The 12,625-nt window shown below is 37.2% G+C and carries 14 protein-coding genes; 4 read left to right on the top strand and 10 right to left on the bottom strand.

From position 1 onward, the window contains the following. Nucleotides 1-4 precede the first annotated feature (4 nt). Nucleotides 5-892 carry a bifunctional 5,10-methylenetetrahydrofolate dehydrogenase/5,10-methenyltetrahydrofolate cyclohydrolase gene (locus ICG50_RS05560; protein WP_187659916.1) on the top strand — a complete coding sequence of 296 codons (888 nt, stop codon included), beginning with the start codon at nt 5-7 and terminating at the stop codon, nt 890-892. A 20-nt stretch (nt 893-912) separates the two neighbouring features. Here the strand turns inward: ICG50_RS05560 and ICG50_RS05565 are convergent, their stop codons facing one another. From ICG50_RS05565 to ICG50_RS05575, 3 genes are read right to left on the bottom strand one after another with little or no spacing between them, the layout of a single operon-like run. Then, entirely contained in the window at nt 913-1,338 is a 426-nt protein-coding gene (locus ICG50_RS05565; protein WP_187659917.1) for a DUF1456 family protein, read from the bottom strand. A gap of 43 nt (nt 1,339-1,381) precedes the next feature. After that, nucleotides 1,382-2,188, bottom strand: coding sequence for an alpha/beta hydrolase-fold protein (locus tag ICG50_RS05570; RefSeq protein ID WP_187659974.1), 807 nt, complete (start codon nt 2,186-2,188; stop codon nt 1,382-1,384). After that, nucleotides 2,188-2,691 carry a hypothetical protein gene (locus ICG50_RS05575; RefSeq protein WP_187659918.1) on the bottom strand — a complete coding sequence of 168 codons (504 nt, stop codon included), beginning with the start codon at nt 2,689-2,691 and terminating at the stop codon, nt 2,188-2,190. Before ICG50_RS05575 ends, ICG50_RS05570 begins: the two co-directional genes overlap by 1 nt. 116 nt (nt 2,692-2,807) lie before the next feature. Here ICG50_RS05575 and ICG50_RS05580 point away from each other — a divergent pair, with 116 nt between their 5' ends. Both ICG50_RS05580 and ICG50_RS05585 read left to right on the top strand, forming a co-directional pair. After that, nucleotides 2,808-3,209 carry a tellurite resistance TerB family protein gene (locus ICG50_RS05580; RefSeq protein ID WP_187659919.1) on the top strand — a complete coding sequence of 134 codons (402 nt, stop codon included), beginning with the start codon at nt 2,808-2,810 and terminating at the stop codon, nt 3,207-3,209. Nucleotides 3,210-3,357: 148 nt separating this feature from the next. Beyond that, on the top strand, nt 3,358-3,789 hold the full coding sequence (locus ICG50_RS05585) for an Hsp20/alpha crystallin family protein (protein ID WP_187659920.1): 432 nt from the start codon (nt 3,358-3,360) through the stop codon (nt 3,787-3,789). A gap of 45 nt (nt 3,790-3,834) precedes the next feature. On the opposite strand, the gene ICG50_RS05590 is transcribed toward ICG50_RS05585, so the two are convergent. The 7 genes from ICG50_RS05590 to ICG50_RS05620 form a co-directional block, all read right to left on the bottom strand. Next, nucleotides 3,835-4,251, bottom strand: a complete 417-nt coding sequence (locus ICG50_RS05590) for a DUF3788 family protein (RefSeq protein ID WP_187659921.1) — start codon at nt 4,249-4,251, stop codon at nt 3,835-3,837. Continuing rightward, nucleotides 4,251-6,248 (bottom strand): excinuclease ABC subunit UvrB, encoded by a 1,998-nt coding sequence (gene uvrB, locus ICG50_RS05595; protein ID WP_187659922.1) that lies wholly within the window; start codon nt 6,246-6,248, stop codon nt 4,251-4,253. The genes ICG50_RS05590 and uvrB overlap by 1 nt, the downstream gene beginning before the upstream one ends. Before the next feature lie 61 nt (nt 6,249-6,309). Continuing rightward, nucleotides 6,310-6,894, bottom strand: a complete 585-nt coding sequence (nudK, locus tag ICG50_RS05600; RefSeq protein ID WP_187659923.1) for a GDP-mannose pyrophosphatase NudK — start codon at nt 6,892-6,894, stop codon at nt 6,310-6,312. Further along, nucleotides 6,891-7,847: a 23S rRNA (adenine(1618)-N(6))-methyltransferase RlmF gene (gene rlmF, locus ICG50_RS05605; RefSeq protein WP_187659924.1), complete on the bottom strand. Its 957-nt coding sequence runs from the start codon at nt 7,845-7,847 to the stop codon at nt 6,891-6,893. The genes nudK and rlmF overlap by 4 nt, the downstream gene beginning before the upstream one ends. A gap of 12 nt (nt 7,848-7,859) precedes the next feature. After that, entirely contained in the window at nt 7,860-8,522 is a 663-nt protein-coding gene (locus ICG50_RS05610; RefSeq protein ID WP_187659925.1) for a thiamine diphosphokinase, read from the bottom strand. A 79-nt stretch (nt 8,523-8,601) separates the two neighbouring features. Next, nucleotides 8,602-9,420 carry a DUF4249 family protein gene (locus ICG50_RS05615; RefSeq protein WP_187659926.1) on the bottom strand — a complete coding sequence of 273 codons (819 nt, stop codon included), beginning with the start codon at nt 9,418-9,420 and terminating at the stop codon, nt 8,602-8,604. 4 nt (nt 9,421-9,424) lie between these two features. After that, complete coding sequence (locus ICG50_RS05620; protein ID WP_187659927.1) at nt 9,425-11,797, bottom strand: TonB-dependent receptor; 2,373 nt, start codon at nt 11,795-11,797, stop codon at nt 9,425-9,427. A gap of 133 nt (nt 11,798-11,930) precedes the next feature. On the opposite strand from ICG50_RS05620, the gene ICG50_RS05625 reads away from it, so the two are divergent. Beyond that, nucleotides 11,931-12,611 carry a hypothetical protein gene (locus ICG50_RS05625; RefSeq protein ID WP_187659928.1) on the top strand — a complete coding sequence of 227 codons (681 nt, stop codon included), beginning with the start codon at nt 11,931-11,933 and terminating at the stop codon, nt 12,609-12,611. Nucleotides 12,612-12,625: the final 14 nt, after the last annotated feature.

Here is a 12,625-nt window from a genome sequence, read left to right on the forward strand (position 1 = left end):
CTACATGGAATTATTAGACGGAAAGAAAGTCTCCAACGACATCAAGACAGAAATCACGGCTGAAGTGAATAAAATGAAAGCTAATGGTGAAAAAGTACCGCATTTGGCTGCAGTAATTGTGGGGAATGACGGCGCGAGTTTGACTTATGTTGGTAGCAAAGTAAAAGCCTGTGAATTGGTAGGTTTTGAATCGACTTTAGTGAAAATGCCTAGCACCACTTCGGAAACAGAATTGTTGATAAAAATTAAGGAACTCAATGAAAATGATGATATCGATGGATTTATTGTTCAGTTGCCTTTACCGGAGCAAATTGATACCCAAAGGGTTTTGATGGCGATTGACCCAAGCAAAGATGTGGATGGTTTTCACCCTGAAAATTTCGGAAAAATGGCTTTGGATATGACGACTTTTATTCCGGCAACGCCATTTGGTATCTTAGAGTTATTGGAACGATATAATGTAGAGACTAAAGGAAAACATACAGTTGTAATCGGAAGAAGCCACATAGTGGGTCGACCAATGAGTATTTTGATGGGCAGAAAAGGTTTTCCCGGAAATTCAACAGTTACCTTGACGCACAGTTATACTAAAAACATAGCACAAATCACAACGCAAGCGGATATTATCATCACGGCTTTAGGTGTGCCGAATTATCTAAAAGCTGAAATGATTAAAGACGATGCTGTAGTAATTGACGTAGGTATCACACGTGTTGCCGATGACACTGATCCAAGAGGTTATAGAATTACAGGCGATGTAGATTTTGAATTTGTATCCAAAAAAGCGTCCTATATCACGCCGGTTCCGGGTGGTGTTGGACCCATGACGATTGCGATGTTGTTGAAGAATACGTTACTCGCCAGAGAACAGAAACGATTAAGAATGGAATAAAAAAAATCCTGAGTTTAAGCTCAGGATTTTTTGTTTTTACCGTTTTTATATTGGACTTTCTCCACCACTTGCACTTTCGGCGCTTTCTTTTTGTCTTTAGGATTAAAAGGCTTTTTCTTGGAATCTGTTTTAGGTTTTGGCTTGAACTCTGTTTTAGGCTTTTCTGAAACATTTTTCTTAACCTCGGCTTGGTTTTGTTTAATTACCTCCATAGCATTTTTCGGTTCTTCTTTGGTACCACGCAAATGAATTACCAATCCATTTAGGAAATTACGCAATACTTGATCGCCACAATCCATGTATTTCGGGTGATCGGCATTGCGAAAAAAAGCACCCAATTCGGCCGCAGAAATTCTGAAATCCACCAATTGCATGATTTCTACTATTTGGTCATCGCGCAGTTGTAATGCTACGCGTAGTTTTTTAAATATATCGTTGTTGTTCATCTTCTAAATTTTACTTTGTACTACGTATTTCTTACTTCGTACTTTAAAACAGCCAAAGGTACGCCTTTTTAAAATTTTCTCGCCACAATTTTTCGTTGTGTTCTCCGCCTTCTACGATTACTTTTTTGTTTAGTTTTTTACATTCACAACGCTTGGTATTTACCCATTTTTCAACAGTTTCCAGATCGGGAATTACATCAGCATCGCCTTCATTGTCTCCACATAAAAAATAAATTTTGGTTTTAAAATCTTCCGTCTTAGCCATTAACTCATTCATCTCTTTTCGATTAAACCAAAAAGAAGGCGAGAAGCAACCGACTTCTCCAAATACTTCCGGATATTTTAATGCAGCGTAAAACGAAACTAATCCACCCAAAGAACTACCCATAATGGCTGTGTTTTTGGCCGTGGTTTTGGTGCGGTAGGTAGAGTCAACTTTAGGTTTTAAAGTTTTTACAATGAAATCTAAATAGATATCCGCTTTGCCACCGGCGTATTTCGGATGCGGATAAGGGGTTAATTCTTCCATCCGTTTGTCACCACCATGCTCAATTCCAATGACTATAACTTGCGCATTGATACTGTCTAAAGTTTCATCTACATTCCATTCGCCTACATAAGAGGTTTTAGCATCGAATAAATTTTGAGCGTCATGCATGTAAATGACCGGGTATTTTTTGGCGGAAACCGAATAATCTTTGGGCAAATACACCCAAATTTTCTTAGTGCTTTTGAGTTGTGGTGCTTCAATAGTAAAAGTTGAAACTTGTTTACTCGCAGTGCTTTCCTGAGCAACTAACTGACAGAAAACAAAGCTAAACAGGAAAATGAAAATGAATTTCAAAGTAATTAATTATTTGAATCGGTTTCTTTTTCCTCTTCTTTAGAGCCACTCTGTTCGACATTGCCACGATTCTTTTTCTTCTTTTTCTCAGGCTTTTGAGTTTTTAGCAAAGCAAATTTTTCTTTCTGAGATGGATTCAGATAACTCAATATGTTTTTTTCCATTGTTTCTTGAATGGATTTCATTTCGGCATTTTTTTCTTCGTCCGAATAGTCACTTTTAAGTACAATATCCATTCGTTTACTACTGTTAATCATTTCATTCTTAATAGCAATATATTGCAACTCGTCGAGTGATAAGTCGGTTTTCAAGGTAGCCATGTAACGGTCTACTTGAGCAGTTCTGTTTTTTTCAATCTCCGCCGGTGTTGGTTCTTTTGGCGTACTTTGCGTACTTGGCATTCGGTTATTTCTATTCATACCCTGTGTACCATTGGGATTGCCGAATTGAGCATTGACTCCGGTAGTAAAAAAGAGAAAACAAATGAGTAAAATTTTTAATATTTTCATGTCATTCCGATTTTAAAAATGTAAAATTAACTAAAATTGCAAAGCTATCAATGATAAAAATAAATGATTAACATTTGACAAAAAAGCATATTTTAGCGAAAAAAAATAATTTAGTGATGAACAAATACGAAGAAAAATTAGCGTTATTGGCAGAAATGATTGCATTTTCTGTCGTAGATGGAAGACTTCACGAAAGAGAATTTCTTTTTTTGACTATGATTGCCGATGAACTTCAGGTTACCCAAGAAGATTTTAAAGCTTTGTTTCATCATGAAAATTATCCGACTGTAATAAAAACGGAGTTTGAACGTATCCAACAATTTTATCGTTTGGCTTTGTTAATGCATTGTGATGGGGTATTGCACGAACGCGAACAGATTAAAATACACGAAATTGGTATCAACATGGGATTGAATCCTCATGCCATCAAACGGGTATTGAAAGCCATGGAAATCTCACCTACCAAAATGATTTCGCCGGAATTTTTGCTCGAAGTGTTTCAAGAGCAGTTAAACTGATATTTAGTCAGTTAAAGAATTCTTAAATCCGACAAAATTTCATTTTTAATACCTTTTCTTTTGCCAAATTGACCCAAAAAATCGACTTGGTACAGCTTTTGTTTTTTTGGTTGTAATCAAAATAAGTTTAACATTAAATTTTACATCCATGAACTTAGTTAAAAGAAATTACAACAACTTTCCATCTATCATTGATGAGTTTTTGAAACCTGACTGGTTTGGTGGTTTCCAAAATTTACAAACCAATCTACCAGCGGTTAACATCAAAGAAACTGATACTAATTACAGTCTAGAATTGGCTGCTCCCGGAAAAGGTAAAGACGATTTTGTGATTGAAATTGACCACAATGTTTTGACCATTTCTTCTGAAGTAAAAACAGAGAACGAACAAAAAGACGACCACGGAAGGTATACCCGAAGAGAGTTCAATTATAGTGCTTTTAGAAGAGCTTTTACTTTGCCTGAAACCGTTAACACAGAAGATATTAATGCGAATTATGAGAATGGTGTTTTGTATATCACCTTACCCAAAAAACAAGAAGCTTTACCAAAACCAAAGCGATTGATTGATATCTTGTAATCAAAAGAGAAAATGAAGGCGTCCTTTTTTGGGACGCTTTTTTGTTTAATGCTTTGTTTTTATTTCAATTAATTTCAATAGGTCGTTCACTAAAGTTTCATCTTTAATTTCAATACGAATGCCTCTTCCTTCGGCATAAACTTTAGCAGCTTGAAGTTCAGTTTTTATCAATTCAGCTATAGTACTTGCTATAATTGCATCAGTGGCTTTTTGGCCGAAAACAAAAGCGACTTTAAAGAATTGATCGCGTGGTAATAAGTAAATAATCACTCTTTTTTTGTCTTTAATTCTGAAACTCCAACCAAATTTTTCACTGGTAAAAGACCATTCTTCGGTAGCTTCCGGATATAGTTTTTTGGTATACTCCGCAAAAGTTTGCCAATACACATAGGTGTCACCCAAAGCTTCTTGAAGTTGGGCTGCGGTTGGGATTTCGGTTTTATTGGTAAAAATGCTTTTCATTACGCAGTGGCCAATTTGCTTTGCAATGCCTGAATTTCATCGCGGTATTTGGCAGCTTGCATAAAGTCTAATTCTTTGGCGGCTTTTTCCATCGCTTTTCGGGCATCTCGGATTTTCTTTTCTATTTCAGGTTTGGATAAATATAAGCTCTCCGGTTCGGCAGCTTTAGCGATTTTGTCTTCAAAATATTGAGTGGAAACTGAATTACTACTCAAGGCATTGCCCAAACTTTTGTTCAAAGCTTTCGGTACTAAACCATGAAGCGTGTTGTAAGCACTTTGTTTTTCTCGACGGTAATTGGTTTCGTCTATCGTTTTTTGCATGCTGTTGGTTATCTTATCAGCATATAAAATTGCTTTTCCATTCACGTTTCGCGCGGCACGACCTACTGTTTGGGTCAACGAACGATGACTGCGCAAAAAACCTTCTTTATCGGCATCTAAAATCGCTACCAATGACACTTCGGGTAAATCCAATCCTTCACGGAGTAAGTTTACGCCAATCAATACATCGAACAGTCCTTTGCGCAAATCCTGCATAATCTCTACACGTTCCAAAGTATCCACATCCGAGTGAATATAGCGACAGCGAATGGATACTTTGGCCAAATATTTCGTCAACTCTTCCGCCATTCTTTTGGTTAATGTCGTAACCAAAACTCGTTCATCAACTTCACAACGTTGCTGTATTTCTTCGATTAAATCGTCAATTTGGTTCAAACTTGGGCGTACTTCTATAATCGGGTCCAATAAACCCGTTGGGCGAATGACTTGCTCTACATAAATCCCTTCGGACTTTTGCAATTCATAATCGGCAGGCGTGGCCGAAACATAAACGACTTGGTTTTGCATGCTTTCAAATTCCTCAAACTTCAACGGACGGTTGTCCATAGCAGCGGGCAATCGGAAACCGTATTCGACTAAATTCTCTTTCCGACTTCGGTCACCGCCATACATAGCGTGAACCTGAGAAATCGTCACGTGACTTTCATCCACCACCATCAAATAATCATCGGGAAAATAATCAAGCAAACAGAACGGTCGCGTGCCCGGAAGACGGCGATCTAAGTAGCGCGAATAATTTTCAATACCCGAACAATACCCTAATTCGCGTATCATTTCTAAATCGAAATTGGTTCGTTCTTCCAAGCGTTTGGCTTCGAGATGTTTGCCTATTTCTTTAAAATAATCGACTTGTTTCACCAAATCTTGTTGGATATCCCAAATCGCTGCTTGTAAAACATCAGGCGACGTTACAAACATATTGGCGGGATAAATATTCAGTTTTTCGTAGCGTTCAAATACTTTGGAAGTCTTTGGGTCAAAGGCCTCGATGTCTTCAATTTCGTCGCCAAAGAAATGCACGCGAAACGGTTCATCGGCATAACTCGGGAAAATTTCCACGGTGTCGCCTTTAATTCTGAAGGTTCCCGGAGTGAATTCAACTTCGGTTCTCGAGTATAAACTTTGGACCAAACGATGCAACAATTTGGTGCGCGAAATGATTTGGCCTTTGTCTATCGAAATCACATTCTTTTGAAACTCCACCGGATTTCCGATACCGTACAAACACGAAACCGAAGCGACTACTAACACATCACGACGGCCTGATAATAGGGCAGAAGTAGTGCTCAAACGCAGTTTCTCTAATTCGTCATTGATAGACAAATCTTTTTCGATAAAAACGCCGGTAACAGGAATGTAAGCTTCGGGTTGGTAATAGTCGTAATACGATACAAAATACTGCACCGAATTGTTAGGGAAGAATTGCTTAAACTCAGAATACAACTGCGCTGCCAGGGTTTTATTGTGTGCCAAAACCAAAGTCGGTTTCTCCACTTCCTGAATCACATTCGCCATAGTAAATGTCTTCCCCGAACCGGTCACACCCAAAAGCGTTTGGTACTTTTCACCACTAACAATGCCTTTGACGAGTTTGTCAATCGCTTGGGGTTGATCGCCGGTAGGTTGGTATTCGGATACGACTTGGAATTTCATTTTTTAAGTGGCTGAGTGGCTAAGGTTCTGAGTGGCTAAGTTACAAAGTTTACAACTATTTTTATTCTAATAAACGATTGATTTTCGCATGTTGCAAAAGCATAATAGTCTTAGCATCTTTGATTTCACCTGAGGCAATCATGTTGTAAGCTTGGTCAAAATCGAGTTCTAAAACTTCTATATTCTCTTGTTCTTCTTGGATGCCACCACCGTGGTTGACTTTCATGTCTTTGGTATATTCGGCTGCGAAGAAATGTACAATTTCGGTTACGGAACCGGGCGACATATAGACTTCAAACAACTTTTCTACTGCCGAAATTTGGTAACCGGTTTCTTCTTCAGTTTCTCTGCGAATACATTCTTCGGCGTTGTCTTTGTCTAATAATCCGGCGCAAGCTTCAATCATCATACCGGTTTCGTTGCCGTTTACATAAGTTGGCAAACGGAATTGGCGCGTTAGAATAACGGTTTTACTTTCTTTGTTATAAAGCAAAATCGTAGCGCCATTCCCGCGGTCATAAGCTTCGCGAATTTGGGTTTCCCAATTGCCGTCTTTTTTAAGATAATTATAAGTGATTTTTCGAAGAATGTACCAATTATCGGAAAGGATTTCGGATTTAAGGATTTCTATTTTCGGATTACTCATAGGTTTAACGAATTAATCATTTCAGTTTGTTGTTTGGGCGAAAGAAAAGTCCAAGCAACAATTCTGCTAATCTTTTGGCCTTGCGCCATATCGATGGTTTTGATGTCGGCAGCGCCTACTTTTCCTAACGTTTTGTATATGCTTTTCAAATTGTCTTTTTTGGAAACCAAAGTCGTAAACCACAAGCATTGTAGCGGATATTTGGCACTTTCATAAATCATTTGGGTGATGAATCCGATTTCGCCACCACTGCACCACAATTCTGCATTTTGTCCACCGAAGTTTAAAATGGGATTTGAAGTTTTTTTATCATTTAAAGTATTCATTTTTCGCAACGCACTTTTCGCCGCTTCTTCTGGTGAGTTGTGAAACGGCGGATTGCAAATGGTAAAGGCAAATTTGTCTTCGGGTAAAATGATATTTTTGAAAATAAATCTCGGCTCGACTTGCAATTGCAGACTAATGGCCTCAATCAACATCGGATTATCAGCGATGATTTTTTTGCAGTTTTGAAGTGCTTTTTCGTCAATGTCGGTTCCCACAAAACTCCAGCCATAAGCACTGTTTCCAATAATCGGATAAATGCAATTGGCTCCGATCCCAATGTCTAAGCCTACGACAGTTTCGCTTTCGGGAATGATTCCGTTGTTGTAGGTGGCCAATAAATCGGCGATGTAATGAATGTAATCCGCTCTTCCGGGAATGGGCGGACAAAGATAATTAGTTGGAATGTCCCAATTTTGAATGTCGTAATGGGAAACCAATAAAGCTTTGTTCAAGGCTTTTACCGCTTCAGGATTACTGAAATCAATGGTTTCTATGCAGTGTTCGTTAGTATGTACAAAGTTTTTTAAATCCGGATTAGCTTTTATTAAAGCTTCAAAATCATACCGAAATCGGTGAGGATTTCTAGGATGGAAGCTTGTTTTTTCTGAACTATTTTGTGTTTTCAAGGGTTGTTTTTTTTAGTCCCAACATTCCATCAGCAATAAATCGCCTTCGGTGTGGGTGATGGTGACGATGCCGTCTGTGGTAACGTGATTGCTGCTTCCGGTTCGGTAACCTATGGTTAAATCTTCATTGGTCAACGAATAAAAAAGATTTTGGGTGGAAATACCCGTCACTTTTCCAATCGGAATCAAAGAAAGAATTGTATTGGCCGTGTACCATTTTTCAAAAGTATTGGGCAACAAAAACACTTTCGAATGGTCGTCGAGAATTACGACTTTTAATTTATTGCGGTAAGCAACGATATTGGTTAAATTGGTAATCGTATGGTCAGCTCGTCTTCCGGTGGCCCAAATAACATTGGCCGCTTGGTGTCCTTTTTCGATTAAATAATCAAAAGCTTTTTCTAAATCGGTTTTGTCTTGGTTGGGCGCGTACACAATTTCGATTGGGTATTGTTTTTCTTTGTAATGTTCCGGGTCAAAACCGCGGTCAAAATCGCCTAACAATACATCAACTTTAATCCCTAATTCCAACACACGTTCAATTGCCGAATCGAGTACAATAACTAATGGCGACCATTCGAGCAATTGTCCCAGCAATTCAGAGCTGCACATTTCGCCATTGGCAATGATTAAAGCCGGTTCTTGGTCGTCGCGAACGATGTGGTGTGAGGACATTTACAAGTACGAAGTTAAAAGTTAGAAGTACGAAGTGGTAAAAATAACTAAAACTCTTCACACTTCGTACTTCGTACTTTTATTGAATGATATATTCTGTAACTTCAGTTTTACTCAATCGGAAATAGCCTAAAGCAAAATTATTGAAATCCGTCTGATTAACTATATTTCCTCTTAGAGTTGAGGTTGGTGTAGAAAATGGTCCCATATTATTAGAGCCGGTTTGTTCCAATAATACGTCCATATAATTGAAATAGTTAAGCGTAACGCCGTTTAATGTGAATTTTAAAGTATCGTTGGGTTTCAAATCTTCACTGAAGTAAAGTCCGAACATTTCGTTGTTTTGAAAAAAGCGATCTTCAATTACACCATATTCAGGGATGACTTTATAGGGATCATCAATTCTCACTAAATAATGATTGGTTTCATTAATTAAATCATTAAAAAAGAATTTAACTTCGATTTCATTGCCTAAAATTCCGCCTTCATCGTCTTGCTCAATTCGGGTTACCGTTGGTGTATTTAAAAGTTTTTCAGTAGAAGTATACGTTTCTCCTTCATAAATGACAGTTAAAGTGTAAGTTTCATTTACAACCGGATTAAAGTTTAGGCATTTGTATATTCCTTCTTCTGTGTCTTGAACAAAATTGAAAACCTCGTTCGAACTGTTAGTAATATAAACTATTGCATCAGTTACCGGTGGAATTTGGTTGGAAAAATAGTCTGTAGTAGTAGACAGTTTCACGATTTGTTCATTGCCCGGAGTTCCATTAAGCCATTGAATAGAGGCTTCAATCACTAATCTTGGTTCAGCAGTGGACAAATCAACATCAATCACTTTTTCGCAGGAAGTGAAGGCAAAAAGAACTAGGGATAAACTGAATATTATCTTTTTCATAAATTTAGAATTTAATGTTATAAGTAGCACTTGGTACAATGCCGAAAATAGACAAACGTAGGGCTTCATTTGAGCCCGTTTCTTGATTTTGTCTGAAAGTAATGGAAGCCGAATTCATTCTGTTGTAAATATTATAAATACCAAAAACCCATTCGCTTTGCCATTTTCTGCCTTTGTTTTTGGTTGGTGTCAAAGTAGCTGAGACATCTAAGCGATGGTACATGGGTAAATTGTTTTCGTTTCGCGAACTGAAAATAGGAACGGTGATGCCTTGGTATTCATATTGACCGGTTGGAAAAGTAACAGGCTGTCCGGTTTGCAAAATAAAATTAGAACTGAAGCGCCATTTTTCGTTTAATTTGTAATTGCCAACTATGGCTAAATTGTGCAGTTTGTCAAAGCCGGTTCGATACCATTCACCGTTATTGATTCCGGTTTCTTCCGGTGTTCTGCCGTCAACTTGTTGTTCCGTTCTTGACAAGGTATAGGAAACCCAACCTTTGAATCGCCCTGAGTTTTTTCGGAACAAAACTTCTAAACCGTATGCTCTGGCTTTACCGTTTAAAACGACTCTTTCAATGGCTTCGTTGGCTATCAAGTTGGCACCATCAATATAATCTACTCGATTTTTGATTTTTTTGAAAAAAGTTTCTACTTCAAGCGAATACACATCATCGCTTAAATTTCGGAAATAGCCTAAAGCGACTTGGTCTAAAATCTGAGGTTTTAAATATTGGTCACTTGGCGCCCAAACGTCTAAAGGTGTAGGCGATTGTGTATTGGAAATTAAATGCAAATATTGTGACATACGGTTGTAACTTGCCTTTATGGATTGGTCATCATTTAAAGTATAAGCAACGGCAAAACGAGGTTCAATGTTGTTGAATTGGGCTATCGTTTGGTTTTTGCCATAGCTAACGGTTCCAATAGGTTCGGCGCTTTCATAAATCTGAAATTCGGAATTAAAAGTCACCGGTTGGTTGTTGGCATAAGTATTCAATGTTTGTTGGCCCAATCGTAAAAAATTACTAACTCGAAAGCCGTAAGAAAGTGTAATGTTTTTGGAAATTTGGTGTTCGGCATCTGCATAAAAAGCATTTTCCAGGGCATACTTTTTATCCAACTGATCAGCATTGATGCCTGATTCTTCGTTAGTCGGTTCAATCTTACCCGGATTAAAATCATAATAATTAGATTGTAAACCGTAAGTCAGTTTAAATTTATCCGTCAAATAATGTTTGAAGTCGTATTTGAAATTATAGTTTTTAATACCGCTGTCCCAATTAAACCCAATGAAGTCTAATCGAAGGCCATAGTAATAATCAGAATAGATTAACGACATATTTGAAAACAATTTATCTGAAAATAAATGATTCCATCTGAAATTAATCACGGTATTTCCATAAGTGTTTACAAAATTATTATTCAATTGGAATACATCTCTGCCAAAATAACCGGAGAGATAAATATTGTTTTTTTCATTGATAGAGTAACTTAATTTGGTATTTAAATCATAAAAATAAGCTGAGTTAGGATTGTCAACTAATTTTAGAAAGAGATGCGCATAAGAACCTCTTCCGGCTAAAACAAAGGAGCCTTTGCCTTTTACGATTGGTCCTTCGGCTAAAATTCTACTTGAAATTAATCCGATGCCGCCATTCATATGAAAGGAATTTTTGTTACCTTCTTTTTGGTAAATATCTAAAATCGAAGATAATCTTCCACCATATCTGGCCGGAATCCCGCCTTTATACAGCTTCAAATCTTTGATGGCATCCGGATTAAAAACCGAAAATAGTCCAAATAAGTGGGAAGAGTTATAGATGGTGGCTTCGTCTAATAATACCAAATTTTGATCCGCAGCACCACCACGAACGTTGAAACCGGATTGCCCTTCGCCCGCATTAGTAACTCCGGGTAGCGTCAAAATCGACTTGATGACATCAACTTCACCAAATATCACAGGCATTTCTTTAATCTCTTGTATAGTGAGTTTGTTGACGCTCATTTCGGGTTTTCGGACATCTACACGTTTGTTATTTTGTATAATTACAACTTCGTCGAGTTGTTGACTGCTTTCTGATATAAAGAAATTTTTTCGAGTGTCTTGGGTAAGGTTGATAGTTTCTGTTACGGTTTTGTAACCCACATAACTAATCGATAAAGTATAATTTCCTTTGGGTAAGGTAATCGAATAAAAGCCATATTCATTGGTGGTCAAGCCGGTTTTTGTTTCTTCTATGTATAGAGAAACACCAATTAACGTTTCTTTATTTCTTCCATCAGAAATTAAACCACTAAGGGTATATTTTTGTTGAGAATGGAGTTGAAACGTTAATAATATTAAAAAGATAGGAATGAAAATATTTTTTGGCATAAATTTGGCTTTAAGAAATGCAAAAATCTTAATAAAATTAGTAATTTCCTCATAATCATTTGTTAAGGTTAGGTTAATACAAAATAGTAATTTTTACAGGATTGATTATTTTCACTATTCAAAAAGCACTACGATGAAAGTCATTATTTCGCTATTATTTATACTAATTGTCAGTTTTAAAGGTTTTGCTCAATTTGAGCAACCTAAAAAGACTTTGAAAATAGCTCCCGTTACAAATCCTTCTGGGCAAGTGTCGCCAACTTCTTCAAAATCGATTGCTTATCCCAGCATTTTTGACAAGAAAGACAAGTTGTTAGAAAGTGTTTCTTTACTAAAAAAGAAACCGGAAGAGGAAAAGGGTATAATGGAGAAAGAGAAATTTGCCGATCCATCAAAACCATACACCGACAAAATGAATAAGAAAAGCAGTGATGGTGAAATTTTAGAAAAATTCAAAAGTGACAGTTTTTTAGGCGAATTCAAAACCGGGACAAAAATTATAAGCATCGCTTGTAGAGATCATGAAGCACCTGATGGTGATTTGGTTAGAATTTGGCTCAATGACAAAATCGTTGTCGAGGCAATTTTATTAGAAGTAGATTTTAAAGAGGTTTATTTAGACTTAAACGAAGGCATCAACAAAATAGAAATAGAAGCGTTAAACCAAGGAGAATCGGGTCCAAATACAGCTCAATTTGTAATTTTTGATCAAAAGAAAGGTATGATAACCACTAATAAATGGAATCTAACCACCGGAGTTAAAGCCAAATTGGTTATTCTTAAAGACGATGGTGGTTTACAAGAACAGAAATAAAAAAAGCGACCTAA

The organism is Flavobacterium buctense (genome assembly GCF_014486695.1).
GTDB classification, from domain to species: Bacteria; Bacteroidota; Bacteroidia; order Flavobacteriales; family Flavobacteriaceae; genus Flavobacterium; species Flavobacterium buctense.

Bases quoted from the DNA above. Each gene is read 5' to 3' on its own strand.
- ICG50_RS05615 (WP_187659926.1), bottom strand. From the start codon at position 9,420: ATGAAAAAGATAATATTCAGTTTATCCCTAGTTCTTTTTGCCTTCACT.
- ICG50_RS05620 (WP_187659927.1), bottom strand. From the start codon at position 11,797: ATGCCAAAAAATATTTTCATTCCTATCTTTTTAATATTATTAACGTTT.
- ICG50_RS05565 (WP_187659917.1), bottom strand. From the start codon at position 1,338: ATGAACAACAACGATATATTTAAAAAACTACGCGTAGCATTACAACTG.
- ICG50_RS05580 (WP_187659919.1), top strand. From the start codon at position 2,808: ATGAACAAATACGAAGAAAAATTAGCGTTATTGGCAGAAATGATTGCA.
- ICG50_RS05585 (WP_187659920.1), top strand. From the start codon at position 3,358: ATGAACTTAGTTAAAAGAAATTACAACAACTTTCCATCTATCATTGAT.
- nudK (WP_187659923.1), bottom strand. From the start codon at position 6,894: ATGAGTAATCCGAAAATAGAAATCCTTAAATCCGAAATCCTTTCCGAT.
- ICG50_RS05560 (WP_187659916.1), top strand. From the start codon at position 5: ATGGAATTATTAGACGGAAAGAAAGTCTCCAACGACATCAAGACAGAA.
- ICG50_RS05625 (WP_187659928.1), top strand. From the start codon at position 11,931: ATGAAAGTCATTATTTCGCTATTATTTATACTAATTGTCAGTTTTAAA.
- ICG50_RS05610 (WP_187659925.1), bottom strand. From the start codon at position 8,522: ATGTCCTCACACCACATCGTTCGCGACGACCAAGAACCGGCTTTAATC.
- uvrB (WP_187659922.1), bottom strand. From the start codon at position 6,248: ATGAAATTCCAAGTCGTATCCGAATACCAACCTACCGGCGATCAACCC.
- ICG50_RS05590 (WP_187659921.1), bottom strand. From the start codon at position 4,251: ATGAAAAGCATTTTTACCAATAAAACCGAAATCCCAACCGCAGCCCAA.
- ICG50_RS05575 (WP_187659918.1), bottom strand. From the start codon at position 2,691: ATGAAAATATTAAAAATTTTACTCATTTGTTTTCTCTTTTTTACTACC.